Source organism: candidate division WOR-3 bacterium (genome assembly GCA_029858255.1).
In the GTDB taxonomy this organism is placed as follows: domain Bacteria; phylum Hydrothermota; class Tepidihabitantia; order SM23-42; family SM23-42; genus SM23-42.
In genome coordinates, this window is sequence record JAOUFJ010000001.1 from 1 (window position 1) to 19,575 (window position 19,575).

Genomic DNA, 19,575 nt, shown 5'->3' on the forward strand with positions numbered 1-19,575 from the left:
CGGCTCGAGTCGTGCTCTTGCGCCGTCGATCGCCCAATTGAGGGCAAACTTCTGATCAGCGTGTGGAGTTTTCCCGATGATCTTCTCTAAGGCCATCAGATACGCTTTGTCGAGGGCTTGTTTACCCGGAACCGAAATATGCGGCTCAATACCAGTGCGCTCCCAGCCCGTTCCGGTGATGGGATTTATCGGTCTGCGCACGGGCAGGTGCATTACAAAACTCTTCTGTATGACCTCGATATCGACATTATGCCCCGAACCAACTGTTGTTTCGCCGATTATCACGGCACGATCTAGTGCTTTCATGTTATGTGTGAATTCCTCTGCTGCCGAGCCGGTGTATCCATCTATCAGGATATATAGATCCGTGTCGTACATACGCTTGCCCGGAACGTATGGGATAGTCCAGTATTGCTCGACTTTTCCATCGTACACCTGTTCCAGAGTATTAAGATGCGTTCTGCCCTGTTCAGTACCTCTAACAAAGTAACTGCTAAGGAGTTGTACCATAGTCGGTTTGCCGCCCGGCGTATCCCTGAGATCAATTATGACGGCATCTGAATTGGCGAGAAAATTCATGGAAGCAACCGCGGTTGCTCCCGCATAGTCGGGGTTTGAGAAGAAATCGAGATCCAGATACCCTACATTACCTTTCAGGATCTCCACTCTCTTGAAGCCAAAATTTGTCAGCCGGTCCTTCTCGGCCATAGCCATGTTTGCTTCTTCGACCTCTTCGGCAGATTGACTTTTTTCAGCAGTGACCAATCTTGCCCGCTCTGGATTGTATTCGATGAAAAAGTGATTATCGTTGCTGCTTTCGCGGAGATCAGCCCAGACTGCATTGGCAAATTCAGTGGGACTATGTAGTGTGTCATACGAACCGTTCTTGAATTTCTCATTCAGATAATCTGCCAATTGTTGCGCAACATCTCGCAACACGTATTTTTCGATGATCAAGCGGTTAACACTGTCGATAACAGCCTTCCTGGCATCGGAATCCATCTTCATTTCTTTAGTTCCGCCCATGGCTAATAGTGCGATAAAAAAAAACACAACGGCTAAGAAGCATTTGGTTTTTTTGTTGTTGTGCATTGTTCAGACTCCTCTTTAACATTTCTTTTTTATTTCTTGCTTATCAGTCTTTCAACGATTCCGAGAATTCTGAGTACGATGAGCACCGAGACACAGGCGATAATTGCCAGTATGTAGTAACCTGCGCCGACGGCCAGTCCGAGTCCGCTGGCGAGCCAGATCGTTGCCGCCGTTGTTAGACCGTACACCTCACCGCGCGCGCGGATGATTGCGCCGGCACCCAGAAAACCAATTCCCGTTACTACGCCGGCGACGATCCTGCCTAATTCAAAGCTGGCCAGACCAAGTTCGAAACCGATGAGCATGAAGATCGTCGAGCCCAGGCAGACAAGGATTATCGTCCGCAGACCTGCAGGTTTGTGCTCGAGTTCACGTTCGAGGCCGACCAGGCCTCCTATCACTATTGACGTGGCAAGCCGTAGCATGATTGTTGTCCATTCCATAGGATTATAATAACTGCCAAGGGGACAATGTCAACAACTCGACACGATCTCAATAACAAACGTTGAGTTCGTTATTCGCGCCATTTTCGTTGTTTTCGCTGAACACGATAGACAGAGATGTGAGGAGTGACTTGAAATAATAATATATGTGAATAATATAGTATGTTACCATGTACCCGGCAAGGAGGAGAGTTTGAGAAATATCAGATCGTTCATCAACAGGCACCAGGTCGGCTCATTTTTCATTGTATCGCTCGTCGATGAATATGATGAACCCATTGATGGGTGTATTGCCCACTACAACTGCCGGCACGGTATTACTCGTTCTCTTTGCTATGTTCGCGGTAATACATGACCGGATGTGGAGGAGACTTCCGGTTGACGATCCTGCAGTAATTTCAACGCCATGAGGCCAGCGGGATGTAATATGTTCGGGGGTCGAGATTTAAAAAAATTCGATAATGTCAACAGGGAGATCTTTATCTTGCATAATTTCGTTACAATTTGCATAAAATTTAAAGGGGGTCTTATGAGTAACATTTCCAATAGGTTTAGCATAGGGGTAGCGCTGTTGATGCTGACTGCAGTATGTGCAAGAGTGTCGTTTGCGCACTGTGAGATACCTTGCGGCATCTACGGTGACGAAATGCGTTTTGAAATGATCGAAGAGCATATCGTGACGATCGAGAAATCCATGCAAATGATCGTAGAACTATCGAAGGAAGCAGAAAAGAATTATAACCAGATTGTCCGCTGGATCAATAATAAGGAAGAACATGCAAATCATATACAGGAAATAGTATCGCAGTACTTTCTAACACAGCGGGTAAAAGTAGCAGATGCTAAAGATAAAGATGCCTATCAGAAATACGTTAAGCAGGTCGTGCTGCTCCAGCAGATGCTTGTATTCGCAATGAAGGCAAAACAATCGCTTGACTTCACAAATATCGCGCGCTTGCGTACTCTTTTGGAGGAATTCGAGAGGATATATCTTGGTAAGTGAGGTCTTAATCTATGTTTGAATTGCCCGAATATATGACTCTTTCTAAGCAGATGAACAAAATTCTAAGAGGTAAGAAGATAAAACGCGGCGTGTTGGGGAATTCACCTCACAAATTTGTGTGGTATAACCGGAAGCATGCTGAGTTTGAGAAATTGACGAGGGACAAGACCGTCGGCGAGGCACGGTCTGAAGGTAGGTGGTTATTCATCGACCTGAAGCCCGGCTACGAGTTATTGTTCGGTGAGTGCGGTGGAAAGATGTTGTATCATCCACCCGGCATTGGTCTACCCAAGAGATACCATTTGTGGCTTGCTTTCGAAGACGGATCGTCATTCACGGCAACAACTCAGATGTGGGGGGCGTATGAACTGTACGAAATAGGCAAAGCACGCAACCGCAAATATGTTAAGGACATGAGAACAACTCCGACAGATGACAAATTCACATTTGAATACTTCTGTAGACTTATAGATACCCTTCCCGGGAAGAAAAGTGTGAAAGGTCTTCTGACCCAGGACCAATTGATCCCCGGTTTGGGCAATGCGATAGCGCAAGATATCATGTTTACGGCGAGGTTGCACCCGCGGCATCCCGTTGAGGAGTTGACAAAAGACAATAGGCGGAAACTACATAAGGTAATAATGATTATAGTTCGAGACGTAATCAAAAAGGGTGGCCGCTATGATGAATACGATCTTCATGGCAATTTGGGCAAGTATGTACGTGTGATGGATAAAAACGCCGTCGGACGTCCCTGCCCTGAGTGCGGCACAAAGATACAGAAGATCCAGTATCTTGGTGGTGCGTGCTATTTCTGTCCCGAGTGCCAGAAATGAGAGATCTGGTTGGCCCCACAGATTTGGTAAGACATGCCACGCTTGAGGATATAGCAGCGTTGATCGATCTTTACAGAGAGTTTCATGAATTCCATGTTAAAGGCGTTCCGGACCGTTTGCAGCGTCCTAACGAATATGATACTGACGATTTGCGGTCGAAGTTGGTAGATATAATAGAAGCCGAAGACTCAAACATCTTCGTTGCGGAATTGGATGGTCAGGTTATTGGTCTTGCCGAGGTGTATATGAAAGAAGATGAGTCGAATCCCTATAGAGTTTCCTACAAATATACACATCTGCAGAGTATTATGGTGAGCGAGAAATGCAGAAGAAAGGAGATCGGTAGACGACTCCTGCGGGCAGTTGAACAGTGGTCAAAGGAGAAGGATGCTACGGAAGTAAGATTAAATATCTGGGAATTTGACAACGGACCGCTGAGGTTCTACGAAAAAGAGGGCTACCGTACGCTTAGACGCACGATGGTACGGAAGCTTTGATCGGTATGGATCGCTGAAATTAAAGGAGGTCATATGGCCAAGACAAAAAACCTTAAGGAGATTCTAATTTTGCTGCGGAAATACAGCCAGTTGATCGTCGATCTCGGCTATGCAGCGGTGCTGGAGGACAATCTTGAACTGGCCCAGGAAGCTTTCAGGGTGAAGACAGAGATTAAGGAACTGGATTATCAATTGAGGAAGGAAGCGTTGATGGTCGCGCGCTTATCAAGGTCGGCAAAGGAAGATATCCCGCAGATCGCCAACATACTGCAGATCGGGGTTGCGATAAAGGAAATATCAGATGGGATCGATGACTTGATCGAGATCGCGGTCAGAAACGTAGGTGTTCATCCGATAATCAGGATTGCATATTCGAGGAAGGATATCAGGATAACAAGACACGTTGTTGGTGAGGCATCCAAACTTGACGGAAAGAAGCTTGATGACATCAAAATGGATCCGGATGCTGGATTCAGGGTGATCGCAGTACGGCGCGAGAACGAGTGGACGCTTGACCCTCCAGGAGGTAAGAAGCTGCTGAATGGCGATATTGTGATAGTTGAAGGAAGAGACGTTGCCGCACGAAAGATGCAGGATTATGTCAAAGGCACGAAGAAGGAAACGAATAAATAGAAGAATAGTTACCGATATCCTTCTGCAGGCGACGCCGGTAGTCATTCTGACATCGGTTGGTGAGCTCTTTGCCGGCTCGATACTGGGTAAGATGCACGAGCGTTTGGATCTTATCCCCGGGCTGATAATTCTCGTGCCCGCAGTAATGGGACTCAGAGGTAATATCGGCACGGCCCTTGGCTCGAGAATATCAACGTCTCTACATCTGGGCCTTGTGGGCAGGAGATTTTCCTTTAGCAGATTCAACTTGAGTAACATCGGCGCCGGGTTTTCACTTTCGCTGACGGTTTCAATTATTATCGGGCTTTTCGCCCGATTCGTCTGTCACATCTTCGGACTTCCGAGTATCCCGTTGGTGAATTTACTGCTGATCGCAATCCTCGCGTCGGCGATGGCTTCACTCGTGCTCATACCATTTACGGTAACGCTCACCTATTTTGCATTCAACAGGCGCCTGGATCCAGATAATATAGTGGCACCGATCATCGGTATGGTTGGTGATATCATAACCGTGGCCGTGGTATTCATCGCCGCCGATATAGTTTTACGACTCAAGATTGACGAAGCATGGAGCCTGTTGTTTTTGCCGGTCGTGCCAATGATCATCAGACGAATGCCCTCTCGATACAAACTCCTGAATATCCTTAAACAGAGTATCCCGATTCTGTTCGTGTGTACAATGTTGGGTGTTCTGGCCGGGATATATCTACATTGGCAATACGAGAAATTCTATCTTGTCCCCGGACTTCTCATTCTGGTGCCGCAGATCATTGCGAAAGCCGGCAGTATCGGCGGTATCTTCGGCGCACGGTTTTCGTCCGGGTTGCATCTCGGCTACCTAAGGCCCTACCGGGTGAATGACTATGTGATAAAAAACTTCATCGGAGCGATTGCTTTAGCACTCGTGATCTCTCCCCTGGTGACAGTGATAACTAAGTTCGGGGCAGACCTTTTCAGGATACCGATTGTACCGATCATTCCACTCTTCTTCATTAACCTTTTTGCCATTTTGACAATAACTCTGATCGTATTTCTTCTCGATTTCGTGACTGCCTCGCTGTCTTATAAGATCAGGATTGACCCGTCAAATTCGGTCATACCATTTGTGACGAGTCTGGGTGACATCATAGGTACGGTCATTCTTGTGTTGGCGATAAGTATGTTTCTGTGAGCAGTTTGATTTTGTCGTTACGACTTTATCATCACGAGTAGCATCTTGAACTTCTGGACCGCCTTGAGCGCGTGCGGTTCGTTTGCCGGCATGATTATCATTTCCCCGGCTTTCAGTGAATGTTCAGTGCCAGATATCGTTATTACTCCATGGCCGTCGATTATGTAGACAAGCGCATCAAAAGGCGCAGTGTGTTCGCTCAATCCCTGGCCGCGGTCGAAGGCGAAAACGGTTACGGTGCCGGTTTTTTTGTTGATCACCTCACTGCTCACAATGGCGTACTTCTGATAATCAATGATGCTCTGCAGATCGATTGCCTGTGACAGCAGATGTTTGGTTTTGTTAATATTATGATTCATTTATCTCCTTCAGTACTATCTCATCGTGATGTATTATTGAAATAGATTCTTATATTACTGCTTCATTATAGTTATACATGTTTGAGTGTCAATCTACGGATGCTTTGCCCGTTCTGAGCCAAGATGCCCAGTCAAGCCGTCCGTTTTCCGCGGCCATGACAGCAGCCGCTTCCCAATCGTATTCCAACATAACCTGCTGAGCACTCCACTCTCCGTTATCTTCACTGACTATAGAGTAGCGCGCATGTGGTGAACCAGCCTGCATCACGTGGAGATATGGGTTGTCATCCCTGAAGGCAGGTAATCCAGCGCTCCCCGGGTTGACAACGAGTATGTCTTTTTGCAGGTTGACCGACTGTGGGACATGATCGTGCCCGCATAGTATCACCGGGCACCCTATGTTCTTAGCCATCCGGCACATGTCCTCCCTGCTTCTTGATACAGCACCGTCGCTACAGACATCCCAGAAAAAATAGCATGTATCCGATTGAGGCGTGGCATGGCAGGCGAACAGATCGTCATCGACAATTCGTGTTGCCGGGATTTCACGCAGCCATTCGATATGCTTTGGTTCGAGATTTCTCCGGACATGACACAGGGTAGGCGATGGTTCAGCATCGCCGGGGGTCAATATTAGTTTATCTTCATTGCCGAAAACGGAAAGAATGTCTCTTTGCATGAGCATTTCAGCAGTGCTTACAGGCTCGAGTGGGCCGTAAAGAGAATCCCCGAGGTTGATGATCCGCTCGATGCCGTGACTCTTGATGTCCTTGAGAACCGAAGCGAGTGCCAAGCTGTTTCCGTGTATATCAGAAATTATGGCATATCTTCTCATGAATACACTCTGTCCTTGGTGTTCATGCTGGATTGAACAGTAAGGGAACCGCCTCTTGATATATGACTCTTAGGGCAGTTTTTTACGAAACCCTTATCTGCCCCGTTCAGCAAGCCACTGCTTGAACTGCTCGCCGCCCGGTATTTTGTTTATCCAGTCCGTAATTTTTTGAAGCCCTTCATGGCGTACTGTTATCAATTCATCAAGGCTCGATGGCCGGTGCGCGGTGACATCCTCTTCGAAAAGGTGCAGCGGGTAATTGTAGCTTCGAGGCAATTCCTGGATTTCGCTCGGCGCGAAAGTCGAGAGGATGACTCCAGACAAGAGCGCCTGGTGGATGAAGATGAGATAGCGCTCGTCGCTTTCGTAAAGTTCAGTAAGTTCGGGTGCCTGGTAGATTTCAAAGAATTTGTCCTGCCATGTTTTGAACAAGCCGTCTTCCGGACGGATCACCAATATTCCGGCATTGAAGTATGGTCTCAAGATGTTTTGATCGACGTGTGTTTTCATCGGGAACACGCGTTCTTCAGGCACATTACAATAACGGTATACCAGCGACCAGAACGGATCGATCGGTTTGTCATACAATGAACCAACATTTGCATGGTGGACGGGCCGGTAACCAAGATTCTTATCAGCGGCGAGCAGAAGGTCCGCGGGCTCTTGCAGTATTATTGTATTTGAACTTACCCAGGCGAGGATATCTGTTTTACCATCGGCCAATGATTCGGCGAGTGCTGCTGCGCGAATATCGGCCGCGAAAAAGAATCGCGCAATTTCACGTTCGATCTCGAATGAAATCAACTCAGCATTCAATTCGGTAATTCTTTTTCTGAATGGTTCTGAAGGCTGTGGGCCGAAGTCTGGCACGAAACACCAGATCGGGGATTGCGAGAGATCTCCTCCGAAATTGCGTATGCTTTCGATCAGTAGCAGCGTGTTTGCTTCTGACCATTCTACCGGGTAGGCAACAGTGGTGAAGATGAGCTTAGTGTTGTCAGGCATTTCCTTACCCGCGTACAGGCAAAGAGTAGTGGCAATCAGTATGAAAGCGCAAGCCACGAGAACAGGCTGTAGGTGCTTTTTTGTTCGTGAGCGGCATTTCATACTATTTAGTAGGGCATACCGGAAGAATGACTCTGTCGTAGATCTCGTTCAGTACCTGTGCCAGAGCAGTGTACATCGCGGAAAGTCCGCAGACAATTCCTTCAAAGCCGGCAACAATCCGTAATGCGGAGCTGTTGAATATTTCGCTTAGTGCGAGAAGGAAAAAGAGCGTTGCCAGGGAGAAAAATACGAATTGAAGGGCGCGGTTTATCTTCAATGTTCCTATGAACATCACTGCTGTGAAAATGCCCCACATGATCAGGTATGCTGCCATCGCGGCTGGCAATGGTGCACTAATCATCCCGATTCTCGGAAACAACACGAGAGCTACGAGTGAGAGCCAGAAGAGACCATAAGAAGTGAATGCTGTGGTCCCGAAGGTGTTTCCTTTTTTCCATTCCATTACACCGGCGAATATTTGGGCAAGCCCTCCATAAAAGATACCCATTGCCAGGATCATGCTGTCAAGGCCGTATAACCCGGCATTGTGCAGGTTGAGAAGCACAGTTGTCATGCCAAAACCAAGCAGGCCCAGCGGGGCTGGATTGGCCATCGTATCCCTTATCGTTGTGACCGATTCATTTGACGGGTGAGTCATTTCTGCTCCTTTTCAGTTATTCCTTTATTCAACCAGCTGATCTCAAAATAGGATAGAACGGATTTATACCACACGGAGAGTGCAGTGGCCACTTTTTGAGTATATTCATGGTGTTTTGCTTGTCAATAATCTGTGGTGGAAAATCGATAAATTTCATATTGACAAGTTTTATTATATTAGTATAATTGCTTTGAGTCGCATGATTTGTTGGAGGTACCGCAGAATACTCATATTCGCAACCCTCAATAAATGTGGACTTGAAAGGAGAAAAAATGGTGTATGGAAAGGTGAAATGGTTCGATAGCAGGAAAGGGTACGGATTCATCGAGAAAGAAGACGGTACCGGTGATGTATTTGTGCACTACGCTGACATTGCGGGTGAAGGTTACCGGTCCCTTAGAGAAGGCGAGAGAGTTAAGTTTGAGATTACCCAATCCCCCAAAGGGGACAAAGCAACAAAAGTCGAACTTGCATAACACACAATAACCTGAATAAAGCCCCCGGAAGGGGGCTTTATTTTTTACGACAAACAAATGTGGCTGAGCATTCAACCCGTAAGAATTGGTATCTTTGTGAAGAATACTACAGGACGGCGCTTAGATCAATCCTTGTGCCACGACATGTTCTCGAGATATTGGCGGAGGTGGCCGGCGGTTCGGAATTTATGGATGATCAGTGATCTCTTCAAGCCGCAGCATATTCCTTTTATCTCCTGTGGATGTTTTCGGTAGTGCTGTGCACCGCCTAGGATGTCGTAGAAGATACGTATAAGATTGCAGACGTCGTCGCGGATATTTTCCGCATCAGGTGAACCCCAATTATACATATCAACTAGTTTTACGATGAACGAAAGTCCCTGGCGTTTGATGATGATGTTATCATCGTGAAGGTCGCCGTGATATTCACGGGCTCTGTGTATTTGTTCGACCCCGGCGGCGAGGGCATGCAGCAGGTGAAGTCCTTCGAATGGGGTGAGTCGCTTCCCTGGTTGGCGTGCCACGAAATCGCTCAGCAATTCGCCTTCGACGTAGTCTGATATCATCACGGTCGTTGGTTCTCTGTAAAGATTTATTCTTTCTTGCGTGTGATATTGTATCAGGATGGAGCAGTGACGGAGCCTGTGGAGTTTTCTTGCGTAGAACTTCGTGGCCCGATCATGCCTGTTTCTCTGGGGGAAGAATACCTTTGCCGCCCTTTCGACCCCCGTATTTCTTTCCCTGACGCGGTATACTTCGCCTTCCCATCCACTACCCAGCGAAGCGAGAACCTCATACTTGCCGGCGATGATACGCCCGGGTATAAGGTTAAAACTTTCGATTTGTCTTCCCGTTTTCATGCTATTTACTTTATCCCTCACTACTATATTGCGTGTGTCCGAAATGTCAATATTTCTTTATGAACCTAGCGGGTGCTCTTTCTGGACCCAGCGTTGACTTGGAGGGCGTTTTGTCTATACTGGTAGTTAAACACGAATCAATCGTATGTTATCTCATGAAAGGAGCCGTCATGGACATGTTGAGTAAAAGGAAAGGTTTATCCAATTGGAGCTTCATTGCTATGTTGGTCTTATTTTATATGGTAATGCCCACGTTGACATCCGGCAAGCAAATATCTGAAAAAGAAAAGGTCAAGATCATTGAGACTGTCTGCTCCCTTCTGGAAAGTAATTATATAGATCCTGATATGGGGAAAACAGTCAGCGCACAACTTAGTGCTAGTCACAGCCAAGGGGAATATAGGGAAGTATCGTCGGCCGAAGAATTCGCCGCCCAGTTGGACGCTGATCTCACAGAGTGGAGCAGCGATAAACATCTTGGGGTAATATACGATCCTGAATGGGTGATGCAAATAAGAGAAGAGGGTCCTGAAGATGCATACCTCACTGAGGAAATGGTTAATGAAGAGAGAATGGGTAATTTTGGCTTCAGGCGAATGGAAATCCTGGACGGGAACGTTGGTTATCTTGATCTGAGGATCTTTTTTCACCCTAAATACGCCGGGGAAACGGCGGTGGCGGCGATGAATTACCTGTCAAATTGCAGAGCAGTGATTATAGACCTGCGAAGCAATGGCGGTGGCTGGGGCGATATGGTTTCCTTGTTGTGCAGCTATTTCCTTGATAATGAAGAGTGTGTGCACCTTAATTCAGTGTATTCCCGTCCTGATGACCGGTATTACCAAAGCTGGACATTGCCCTACGTGCCGGGAAGGATACTGGCTGATGTTCCTTTGTATATCCTTACATCCAGGTCGACCTTCTCGGCGGCCGAAGAGTTCTGCTATAATCTCAAATACCTCAAGAGAAGTACGATCGTCGGTGAGCGGACACGTGGTGGAGCTCATCCGATCAGCTCACAGGTTCTTGACGACGATCTCATACTGATAATACCGGAATGCGCTTCTATTCACCCGGTCACGCAGAGCAACTGGGAAGGAGTGGGTGTCGAGCCGGATGTTGAAGTACCTGCAGATGAAGCGTTCAATGTTGCGTATTCGAATATTATTAGGCAACTTCGCGATACGGTGCTGGACAATAGAGAAAAGGCTTTCTATCAGTGGCATCTTGATGGATTCAGTGCAAGACTCAATCCAGTGGTTGTTGAGCCTTATGTGATGCAATCGTATGCGGGTAAGTATAGTTCATTGTATATCATTTATGAGAACGGGTCCTTGTTCTACCGTCGCGGTGATCGTATGAGATACAGAATGACACCGATGAGCCAGACTCTTTTTCTAGTTGATGACCAGAGCAATATTAGGATCAGGTTCAAGAAAGAAAAAGATATCGTCAGCGGGATTGTTGCTTTGTATAGTGACGGCAATAGCAGTGAATATAAGCGGGAAGTAGAATGAGGTGGATCTTTAATCGATAAATGGGGGTCAATCAATGCATATCATACATCTGAAGGAAGCAAAAAAGTACGAACCGGAAAAAGGTTGGCTTCGCGCAAGCGTATGCTGCCAGAATAATGTATCGATAGAATATTTCGTTAAGCCAGGCAAACACTCATCGCCGCTACACGACCATCCTCAAGAGCAAGTATGTGTTGTCATAAAGGGCAGGATGATGGTCAGGAGCGGAGATGGCGAGGAAGCCATGCTCGAACCAGGCGATGCTGCTCATTTTGAGCCTAACGAACCGCACGCGGTCGCGAATGCTATCGATGAGGAGTCGATCGGCATAGATATCTTTGTGCCGGGCCGGTCGTTCGACTTCTGGCTTAAAAGGAAGAGCTGAGTATTCTGGTTGAAACGGTGTAGACAAAGAATTATTTTCATTATACTCGTCATCCATTTGGAATGCCCCTCACCGTGAAAATTTCTGCTGTTCAAATATCCTTTTCATTTGCGAGAAGATTGTCAAAGATCCTTTGGAGGTCGTCCTCAAATTGCCCGATCTCTTGTTTCGAGAATCCCACGTAGAATAGCCGAGTCATGTCTTGAGATACTTCCGTATATTTTTTTTCAAAAGTCTTATCTTTCTCTGTTCGCTCTATCAATATTATGCGGCGGTCGTCACGGCACTGGATGCGGGACACGTAGCCCGATGATTCGAGCCGGTCAAGCATGCTTGTCAGGGTCGATTTGCCGAGCGAGGTTCTTCTTGCCAGTTCGTTGATCGGGATCCTGCTCGTGTGCCAGAGCGCGAACATGATTCTCCCCTGGGCAGGGTTTAATTCTATGCCGTTGTCTCTCAGTTTGCGACTGAATATCCGGCCTGCAAGTTGATGTATCTTGGCAATGAGAAAACCGCCATGGCGCTGTCTTTTCATGTTGTCTCCAATATTTTGAAGCCAAAGGCCTGGCCCTTATACCAACCCTTAGTTTTCTTTGGGTACAACCGCAGGACGGTGTGATCCGGGTCGTGCGGGCCTTCGGGATAATAGCGCTTCCATCCCTCTTGCCAAAGTGCTTCCCTGAGGTGGGGATCGTCAAGGATCTCGATGTTCCCCGCGAGCATGAGACCATGGAAGTCATTTGGCGCGCAGTAATATACACAGACCGCGGAGTTGTCCTTTATCTGTGCAATTTTCTCCGAGGAAGTGTTGGTAGAAAAAAGGATCATTAAATCGTCTCTGTGATCCTTGAACATATGGACCAGCTTCGGGAATTTCGTCTTGTTGCGTAGATTGAACATGCACCTTGTCTGCGGATATCCCTCTTTATCTATTGTCGTGACGTACGCGGCATCCGCAGATTCGAGCAGTTCGATACTCGCACGTTTTATCTCTTTTTCATCCATGTTTTCTCCTTCTGTTTAATTCTATATAGTATAGTTCGATATAGTAATAATGTCAAGTACTTCTTTTGGCATATCGGAGTATCTGACATTTGACAAAACTGCGAGGATATGTATCATTATAAGTTAGACTAAGCAGGGCGAAGAACGTGGAGAACAAACACATAAGAATCAGCAAATTCCTGAGCCTTGTGCTCAGACACAAGCCCGAGACAATTGGGCTGGAATTGGATAGTGAGGGATGGGGTGATGTGGGGGAATTGATAAGAAAATCCTTTGATGCCGGTGTTGTGCTCGACAGGCCGATCCTGCGGCAAGTTGTAGACGGCGGGGAGAAAAAGAGATTCAGCTTCAATTCTGATGGTTCAAAAATCCGCGCAAATTACGGACACTCAATACCTGTGTTGCCGGTTCATGAACCCGTCGAGCCACCGGAATTTCTCTATCACGGCACGGCGAAGGAGTATGTCGGGTCAATTGACAGCGAAGGGATCGGTCCGGGAGCGAGGCAGTACGTTCATCTTGTTGAGGATATGAAGACGGCTATACAGGTAGGAAGCAGGCACGGAGAACCGGTAGTGATCATTGTCAAGGCAAAATCGATGCATGAAAGTGGATATGAATTCTTCAAAACCGAAAGCGGTATCTGGTTGACAAAAGAAGTGCCGAAGGAGTATATTGAAATAGAAGGCTCAAAAAAGCTGAAATGAGGCTGAAACAAAGCTTGAGCCCTGTCCTTCATTGACAACTATCCCCTTGCACCTAGAATAGAAGATATGATATACCGCAAGTTCGGCAAGACGGGCATCGAGCTATCACAATTGGGCTTCGGTGCCATGAGATTTCCGCTGACTGATAAGTACGATCCGACGAAGATCGATGAGGTCAGAGCCGCCCGGATGATACACTATGCGATCGATAACGGTATCAATTACATAGATAACGCGTATCCTTACCACCGTCAGACGAGTGAGATTTTCTTAGGCAAAGCACTCAAGCATGGGTACCGTGAAAAAATACATTTGGGGACAAAACTGCCAGTGTGGTTGGTAAAATCGAGAACCGACTCACAGAAATATTTCAATGAACAATTGCAGCGGCTGCAGGTCGACCATATAGATATGTATTTGCTGCATTCCCTCGGTAAGAACGGCTGGAAAACAGTTAATGAATATGGTATTTTGGAGTTTCTGGATAGAATGCTTGATGCTGGCAAGATAGGGTATGCTGGTTTCTCATACCATGGTGATTTGCCGCTCTTCAAGGAGATCGTTGATGCGTATTCGTGGACGTTCTGCCTGATCCAGCTCAACTATGTCGATGACCAATATCAGGCAGGGCTTGAAGGTTTGGAGTATGCCTACGCTAAGGGCCTTGCTGTTATGATCATGGAGCCTCTGCGTGGTGGTAAACTGGCGAACAATATTCCGCTCGAAGTCATGAGCATCATTCAAAATTCAAATAGGCCGCAGACACCTGCCGAGTTTGCCATGCGGTGGGTTTTGAACCGACCCGAAGTGAGTTGTATGTTGAGCGGTATGAGCACATTGGAGCAGGTGAAAGCGAACGTGCGTTTTGCGTCCGAGGACCATGTGAACAGTCTCAGTGCGGATGAGCTAGAACTTTATGACCGGGCGAAAAAATTCTACCATTCGAGGACGAAGGTGAGCTGCAGTCAATGTGGTTATTGTCAGCCCTGTAAACAGAAGATTCCAATATCCTTTATTTTAGACCTGTACAATGATGCGTGCATGTACGACGCAGTAGAGGAGTCAAGCTGGGCTTATAAGGTATTCATCAAACCAGAGAACAAGGGTGATCAGTGTAACGAGTGCGGGGAATGCGAGGAGAAATGTCCGCAGAAAATCCCGATCACTGAAATGCTCAAGGAAGCACATGAGCTGCTCAAATAGGAGGTGATGGATGAAAGAACAGAGAGGCCATGAGAACCGAGATGATCTGGCGGGTGAACATCCATTCGGAGATACGGGTCAACTCATTTTACTCATCGTCTTCCTGATCGTGTGGGTATTGGATTCCTTCATACTCCGTACTTCAGTATTTCCTGCGCGTTTCGTTTCGTTATTCATTAGAATTCCGCTGGGTCTGATTTTTATTGGCGCGGCAGCTTACTTTGCCAAAGAAGGTATGCGTATCGTTTTTGGTGAGGAACGTAAAGAGCCTGCGGTCATCACTTCTGGCGTGTTCGGCCGGGTCCGGCATCCGGTATACCTAGGTTGTATTCTTTTCTACCTTGGAATGGTGGTCTTCACTCTTTCGATCTTCTCGGCGGTGGTCTGTGTGGTTATCATGATATTCTATCACTACATTTCCAAGCACGAGGAGCGATTGCTGCTCAATAAATTCGGTAAAGAATATGAGGAATACATGAAGTCCGTGCCCATGTGGATACCGCGGATTTGAGCCATTCCATGCTAATAATACCGGGGCAGTCCCGAATACCGTATTGTTTTTTGCGTCTTGATTTTAGATATAGGCTCTTTATCTTCTCCATTGTGCGGTACCGTGTCGATCGTGTTGTGACATAGATATGATTGGTTTTGCCTTTTTGCTTGTAGTACTGTCAGCTGTGCTGCATGCCAGCTGGAATTTTCTGACCAAGAGAGTGTCAGGAAACTTGAGCGTTCTGTACATCGGCATTTCAGCAATGTGCGTCCTCTTGCTGCCGTTTGTGCTTCTCCTCTGGGAGTCAGCTCCGTTGAGCCCATCTGCATATCCTTTTGTCATTGCGACGGGCGCCATTCACGCCCTTTATTTCTTTGCGCTATCGCAGGCATACAAATACGGCAATATCTCCGTGGTGTATCCTGTGGCCCGTGGTTTTGGTGTCATTGGCACAGCGATCGTCGCAATCGCCGCGCTTAATGAGAGCGTATCTTTCTTGGGACTCTGTGGTATCATCAGCACCGGGTTCGGGATATTTGTAATCGGAGCCAGTGTTGGAAGAGGCGTTGAGAGCAGAAAGGGTTTGTGGTTCGCTGTTCTGGTCGGATTCACAATGATCGGGTACTCGATCGTTGATAAATCAGCTATGGCTTTGGTCAGTCCGGTCATCTACATTTTTTGGCTGTTTCTACTGAGCATGATCCTGCTTACACCCTATATGCTGATTGCTAGAAGACGTGAACTTTCCGCCGCTTGGAAGGAGCACAAAAGATACGGGATTATCATTGGGCTGGGCGCCACGGCAGGTTATCTGTTGATTCTTTCTGTCTTCCGCACGGCGCAGGTTAGTTATGTGGTTGCCGTGAGAGAACTTTCAGTAGTGCTGGGGTCACTCCTTGGCGTAGTGTACTTGCATGAATCGCTGTCGACCAGGAAATTGATCGGTATTTTAATGGTTGTCGCTGGGCTGGTATTGGTCAGGATAGCGTAGTATGCGCGTGTGGCCTGGTGTCTGCACTTTGTTGATAATGGGCGAATGAGTCGTCTAATGAACAATACCTTGGAGAGTAAAGGAAGGTAGAATAATGAAGAACAATAGATGGTGCAGGGCTTTTTTGCTTGTTGCCGTGGGGTTCCTGGCTTGCCAGGCCCGTATTCGGGTCAATCCGTATGTTCTGATGCGGACCGAATTAGGGGATATCGTCGTTGAAATATATTCAGACAAAGCGCCATTGACGGCAAAGAATTTCATGCGTTATGTTGATGAAAACCGCTTTAGTGATGCTTTTTTTTACCGGGTAGTAAGGTTGGATAATCAACCCCATGATGCAGTGAAGATCGAGGTTGTGCAGGGAGGCATAGGTTTTGTCGAGAGTGATTTAAGGTTACCTACGATTGACCATGAAAGCACGAAAAAAACCGGCGTATTGCACGAGGACGGCGTTATTTCAATGGCCCGAGCATCTCCTGGTACGGCAAGTTCAGAATTCTTCATTTGCATCGGCGACCAGCCCGAATTGAATTTCAATGGCAAGCGAAATCCGGACGGAGGGGGTTTTGCGGCATTCGGCAGCGTCGTGGAAGGCATGGATGTTGTCCGCCAAATACATGTGGGAGAGGCCGATGGACAGATGCTGAAAACGCCAATAAGAATTACCGAAGTCAGGCGCGTGAAGAAGCGTGAAATGCAAGCAGACTCCTTATGAGTACTGATGAGGCGTCCTTAGTTGACCGCGATTATTTAAGGGCTAATTTGCTACCCTTCACGCGAAAGGCATTCAGAATGCTGCCAGAATTAGATGGGCCAAATATTATAGATGTTGGTTGCGGAACCGGAGTCGTGACACTCGAACTCGCACGGTTAAGCAACGGCCGGGTTGTCGGTGTCGATATTGACCAGACGGCGTTGGACCGTTTAAAGAGTAGTGTTGAGCAGGTGGATTTCGGCTATCGTGTATCGGTAGTTAAATGTTCGATGTGTGACATGAAGTTTGCGGCAAATAGTTTTGATATCATTTGGAGTGAAGGTTCGATATTCGTGATCGGTTTTGAACAGGGCTTAGCGCGGTGGCGCAATTTCATTCGCGCGGATGGGTTTCTCGTAGTGCACGCAAGAATGATTGATATCGAAGAACGGGTCCGTATGATTCCGAAATACGGCTACTGTTTGCTGAAAAACTTTTTCGTTCCTAAAGATGCTTGGTGGAATGGATACTATGGCCCTCTGGAGCGGCATCTTGACGGACTCCTTCACGGATGCAAGAAGGACACAGACGTTCTTCCATTGCTGAAAAAGATCCAAAAGGAGATCGATGAGTTCAAGACTAATCCCGAGTATCAGGGTTCCGTGTTTTATTTGTGTCAGAAAACCGGGGAGTAGTGGATATGAAGAACTACAGAAAAGAATTATGGTTCAACACAAGGAAGCGCGTGGAACTGCTCAACATTACGCCAGAGGTCGAGTTGGCCTTGCGGGAAAGTGGAATAAGCGATGGGTTTTGTCTCGTGAACGCGATGCACATAACCGCAAGCGTATTCATCAATGACGATGAAGCGGGGCTGCACGATGACTTTTTGAAATGGTTGGAGCAAAATATCCCGCACGACCCCAAAAGATACCGTCATAACCTGACCGGCGAGTCAAACGCCGATGCTCATATCAAAAGGCAATTCATGGGTCGCGGTGTCGTTATTGCCGTAACCGACGGCAAGTTGGATTTCGGTCCGTGGGAACAGGTTTTCTACGGTGAATTTGATGGCCGTCGTAAGAAGAGAGTTCTGGTAAAGATAATCGGCGAGTAGTATTTCCTGTGGTTTGAAGTTCACCCGGTCTTGAAATCCAGCATAATCTGAATAAGATTTGTCATGTCAAATAATGATGATTTGATCAATCCCAGACCGGTCCTGAGATTCCTTAGCGACGCTACGATCGAAAGGATCATCTCTGAAGCTCGTGATGTTCTATGCAAATTAGGTATCGAGATTCATAATCAGGTTATCCTTTCCATGTTGCAGGAGCACGGCGCAAAGGTCGATAAGAGCGCAAATCACGTGTTTCTTACCGACGGTGTCATCGATACTGCGCTGAAGACGACACCCGGTTCGTTCAAACTCTATGATGTCCTGGGTAATGAGACGCATGATATGTCCGGATACAACGTGTATTTCACACCGGGTTCGGCAGCATTGAACTTGCTTGACGGGAAAACGCAGAAGATAAGGAAGCCGGTGACTGAAGACTATGTGAATTATGCCAAATTGATGAGCCTGCTGGGTAATATTGCATCGCAATCGACCGCATTCATTCCTGCCGACGTTCATGAATTGATTTCTGATAGCTACCGTCTCTATCTCAGTCTAGTGTATTGCGAGAAGCCGGTCGTGACGGGTGCATTCACGATCGATGCGTTCAATGTGATGAGGGACCTCCAGATTACGGTACGAGGTAGCGCCGAAGAACTGGCTGCTAAACCACTCACTGTCTTTTCATGTTGTCCGACATCGCCCCTGAAATGGAGTGATGTGACATCTCAGAATGTTGTAGATTGCGCCCGGTCATCGATACCGGTGGAATTCATTTCAATGCCTTTATCCGGGTTCATGGCACCGGTGACGCTCATCGGGACGCTGGTACAGCATACCGCGGAGACGCTCAGCGGAATTGTGATCAGTCAACTCACGAATCCTGGTGTACCAGTACTTTATGGCGGTTCGCCCGCAGTATTCGACGTCCGTTACGAGACGACACCGATGGGTGCCATCAGTACCCAGATGATCGATTGTGCCTATAATGAGATCGGTAAGTACCTGGGGATTCCGACCCAGGCTTACATATCATTGAGCGATGCTAAGCAGCTGGATGCACAGGCCGGACTCGAATCCTCGATGGGTGCGACACTGGCCGCGCTCGCCGGCATTAACAGCATATCGGGTCCGGGTATGCTCGATTTCGAGAGCTGCCAGAGTCTGGAGAAGCTGGTGCTCGATAATGAGATCTGTGGAATGACACTCCGTCTGATCAAAGGCATTCAACCAAAGGAGGATTTTCCTGCCCTGCCCAGGTTCGAGGAATTGCTCAGAGAAAAGCATTTGCTCATCTCGGAACATACACAGAAATATCTCAGGGAGGAGATATGCCTGCCCGGTAGAGTGATCGATCGGGCTAATCGAACGCGATGGCAGGAAGAGGGTAGTTTGACTTTACTGGAACGCGCGCGACGTGAAGTCGATGAATTGCTCAACAAATATGAACCTTCGCGTCTTCCTGAGAACGTGAAGAAAGAATTGACTGACATAATGTTAAATGAAGCACGACGCTACGGTATGGAAAACTTGCCCGAGATCATCATATGAGG

Annotated in this window: 26 protein-coding genes; 17 read left to right on the forward strand and 9 right to left on the reverse strand. The window is 47.3% G+C overall.

Annotated elements, in window-relative coordinates:
* Positions 1-1,092 (reverse strand): S41 family peptidase (locus tag OEV79_00005; GenBank protein ID MDH4209820.1); only part of this gene is annotated, 1,092 nt, incomplete at its 3' end.
* Between the two features lie 29 nt (positions 1,093-1,121).
* Complete coding sequence (locus OEV79_00010; protein ID MDH4209821.1) at positions 1,122-1,535, reverse strand: MgtC/SapB family protein; 414 nt, start codon at positions 1,533-1,535, stop codon at positions 1,122-1,124.
* Positions 1,536-1,728: 193 nt separating this feature from the next.
* On the opposite strand from OEV79_00010, the gene OEV79_00015 reads away from it, so the two are divergent.
* The 6 genes from OEV79_00015 (at position 1,729) to OEV79_00040 (ending at position 5,675) form a co-directional block, all read left to right on the forward strand.
* A complete protein-coding gene (locus OEV79_00015) occupies positions 1,729-1,890 on the forward strand; it encodes a hypothetical protein (protein ID MDH4209822.1) in 162 nt (53 codons plus the stop codon).
* A gap of 174 nt (positions 1,891-2,064) precedes the next feature.
* Entirely contained in the window at positions 2,065-2,538 is a 474-nt protein-coding gene (locus tag OEV79_00020; protein ID MDH4209823.1) for a superoxide dismutase, Ni, read from the forward strand.
* Positions 2,539-2,549: 11 nt separating this feature from the next.
* The gene (locus OEV79_00025) at positions 2,550-3,374 is read left to right on the forward strand and encodes a hypothetical protein (GenBank protein MDH4209824.1); all 825 of its coding nucleotides are present in this window, start codon (positions 2,550-2,552) and stop codon (positions 3,372-3,374) included.
* Positions 3,371-3,871, forward strand: a complete 501-nt coding sequence (locus OEV79_00030) for a GNAT family N-acetyltransferase (GenBank protein MDH4209825.1) — start codon at positions 3,371-3,373, stop codon at positions 3,869-3,871. The genes OEV79_00025 and OEV79_00030 overlap by 4 nt, the downstream gene beginning before the upstream one ends.
* Before the next feature lie 33 nt (positions 3,872-3,904).
* Positions 3,905-4,504 carry a hypothetical protein gene (locus tag OEV79_00035; GenBank protein MDH4209826.1) on the forward strand — a complete coding sequence of 200 codons (600 nt, stop codon included), beginning with the start codon at positions 3,905-3,907 and terminating at the stop codon, positions 4,502-4,504.
* Positions 4,470-5,675 (forward strand): magnesium transporter, encoded by a 1,206-nt coding sequence (locus OEV79_00040; GenBank protein ID MDH4209827.1) that lies wholly within the window; start codon positions 4,470-4,472, stop codon positions 5,673-5,675. The genes OEV79_00035 and OEV79_00040 overlap by 35 nt, the downstream gene beginning before the upstream one ends.
* Before the next feature lie 17 nt (positions 5,676-5,692).
* On the opposite strand, the gene OEV79_00045 is transcribed toward OEV79_00040, so the two are convergent.
* From OEV79_00045 to OEV79_00060, 4 genes are all read right to left on the reverse strand, one after another.
* Positions 5,693-6,034, reverse strand: a complete 342-nt coding sequence (locus OEV79_00045; GenBank protein MDH4209828.1) for a cupin domain-containing protein — start codon at positions 6,032-6,034, stop codon at positions 5,693-5,695.
* 88 nt (positions 6,035-6,122) lie between these two features.
* Positions 6,123-6,869, reverse strand: coding sequence for a metallophosphatase family protein (locus tag OEV79_00050; protein ID MDH4209829.1), 747 nt, complete (start codon positions 6,867-6,869; stop codon positions 6,123-6,125).
* Positions 6,870-6,962: 93 nt separating this feature from the next.
* Positions 6,963-7,874 carry a hypothetical protein gene (locus tag OEV79_00055; GenBank protein ID MDH4209830.1) on the reverse strand — a complete coding sequence of 304 codons (912 nt, stop codon included), beginning with the start codon at positions 7,872-7,874 and terminating at the stop codon, positions 6,963-6,965.
* A gap of 103 nt (positions 7,875-7,977) precedes the next feature.
* Positions 7,978-8,574, reverse strand: a complete 597-nt coding sequence (locus OEV79_00060) for an acetate uptake transporter (GenBank protein ID MDH4209831.1) — start codon at positions 8,572-8,574, stop codon at positions 7,978-7,980.
* Between the two features lie 272 nt (positions 8,575-8,846).
* On the opposite strand from OEV79_00060, the gene OEV79_00065 reads away from it, so the two are divergent.
* The gene (locus tag OEV79_00065; GenBank protein ID MDH4209832.1) at positions 8,847-9,050 is read left to right on the forward strand and encodes a cold shock domain-containing protein; all 204 of its coding nucleotides are present in this window, start codon (positions 8,847-8,849) and stop codon (positions 9,048-9,050) included.
* 125 nt (positions 9,051-9,175) lie between these two features.
* Here the strand turns inward: OEV79_00065 and OEV79_00070 are convergent, their stop codons facing one another.
* Complete coding sequence (locus OEV79_00070; protein ID MDH4209833.1) at positions 9,176-9,931, reverse strand: protein kinase; 756 nt, start codon at positions 9,929-9,931, stop codon at positions 9,176-9,178.
* A gap of 200 nt (positions 9,932-10,131) precedes the next feature.
* Between OEV79_00070 and OEV79_00075 the strand changes: the two genes are divergently transcribed.
* Both OEV79_00075 and OEV79_00080 read left to right on the forward strand, forming a co-directional pair.
* A complete protein-coding gene (locus tag OEV79_00075) occupies positions 10,132-11,427 on the forward strand; it encodes a S41 family peptidase (protein ID MDH4209834.1) in 1,296 nt (431 codons plus the stop codon).
* Positions 11,428-11,461: 34 nt separating this feature from the next.
* Positions 11,462-11,812, forward strand: a complete 351-nt coding sequence (locus OEV79_00080) for a cupin domain-containing protein (protein ID MDH4209835.1) — start codon at positions 11,462-11,464, stop codon at positions 11,810-11,812.
* Between the two features lie 91 nt (positions 11,813-11,903).
* On the opposite strand, the gene OEV79_00085 is transcribed toward OEV79_00080, so the two are convergent.
* Together OEV79_00085 and OEV79_00090 are read right to left on the reverse strand one after the other, a co-directional pair.
* Positions 11,904-12,347, reverse strand: coding sequence for a MarR family transcriptional regulator (locus tag OEV79_00085; protein ID MDH4209836.1), 444 nt, complete (start codon positions 12,345-12,347; stop codon positions 11,904-11,906).
* Complete coding sequence (locus tag OEV79_00090; GenBank protein MDH4209837.1) at positions 12,344-12,817, reverse strand: pyridoxamine 5'-phosphate oxidase family protein; 474 nt, start codon at positions 12,815-12,817, stop codon at positions 12,344-12,346. The genes OEV79_00085 and OEV79_00090 overlap by 4 nt, the downstream gene beginning before the upstream one ends.
* 146 nt (positions 12,818-12,963) lie before the next feature.
* Here OEV79_00090 and OEV79_00095 point away from each other — a divergent pair, with 146 nt between their 5' ends.
* The 8 genes from OEV79_00095 to OEV79_00130 all read left to right on the forward strand — a co-directional run bounded on the left by OEV79_00095 (position 12,964) and on the right by OEV79_00130 (position 19,573).
* Positions 12,964-13,524 (forward strand): RNA 2'-phosphotransferase, encoded by a 561-nt coding sequence (locus tag OEV79_00095; GenBank protein ID MDH4209838.1) that lies wholly within the window; start codon positions 12,964-12,966, stop codon positions 13,522-13,524.
* A 66-nt stretch (positions 13,525-13,590) separates the two neighbouring features.
* Positions 13,591-14,727, forward strand: coding sequence for an aldo/keto reductase (locus OEV79_00100; protein MDH4209839.1), 1,137 nt, complete (start codon positions 13,591-13,593; stop codon positions 14,725-14,727).
* A 10-nt stretch (positions 14,728-14,737) separates the two neighbouring features.
* Positions 14,738-15,238 (forward strand): isoprenylcysteine carboxylmethyltransferase family protein, encoded by a 501-nt coding sequence (locus OEV79_00105; GenBank protein MDH4209840.1) that lies wholly within the window; start codon positions 14,738-14,740, stop codon positions 15,236-15,238.
* A 166-nt stretch (positions 15,239-15,404) separates the two neighbouring features.
* On the forward strand, positions 15,405-16,211 hold the full coding sequence (locus OEV79_00110) for an SMR family transporter (GenBank protein MDH4209841.1): 807 nt from the start codon (positions 15,405-15,407) through the stop codon (positions 16,209-16,211).
* A gap of 94 nt (positions 16,212-16,305) precedes the next feature.
* Positions 16,306-16,926, forward strand: a complete 621-nt coding sequence (locus OEV79_00115) for a peptidylprolyl isomerase (GenBank protein MDH4209842.1) — start codon at positions 16,306-16,308, stop codon at positions 16,924-16,926.
* On the forward strand, positions 16,923-17,600 hold the full coding sequence (locus tag OEV79_00120; GenBank protein MDH4209843.1) for a class I SAM-dependent methyltransferase: 678 nt from the start codon (positions 16,923-16,925) through the stop codon (positions 17,598-17,600). The genes OEV79_00115 and OEV79_00120 overlap by 4 nt, the downstream gene beginning before the upstream one ends.
* Before the next feature lie 5 nt (positions 17,601-17,605).
* On the forward strand, positions 17,606-18,022 hold the full coding sequence (locus OEV79_00125; protein MDH4209844.1) for a secondary thiamine-phosphate synthase enzyme YjbQ: 417 nt from the start codon (positions 17,606-17,608) through the stop codon (positions 18,020-18,022).
* 63 nt (positions 18,023-18,085) lie between these two features.
* The gene (locus tag OEV79_00130) at positions 18,086-19,573 is read left to right on the forward strand and encodes a trimethylamine methyltransferase family protein (protein MDH4209845.1); all 1,488 of its coding nucleotides are present in this window, start codon (positions 18,086-18,088) and stop codon (positions 19,571-19,573) included.
* The last annotated feature ends 2 nt before the right edge of the window (positions 19,574-19,575 follow it).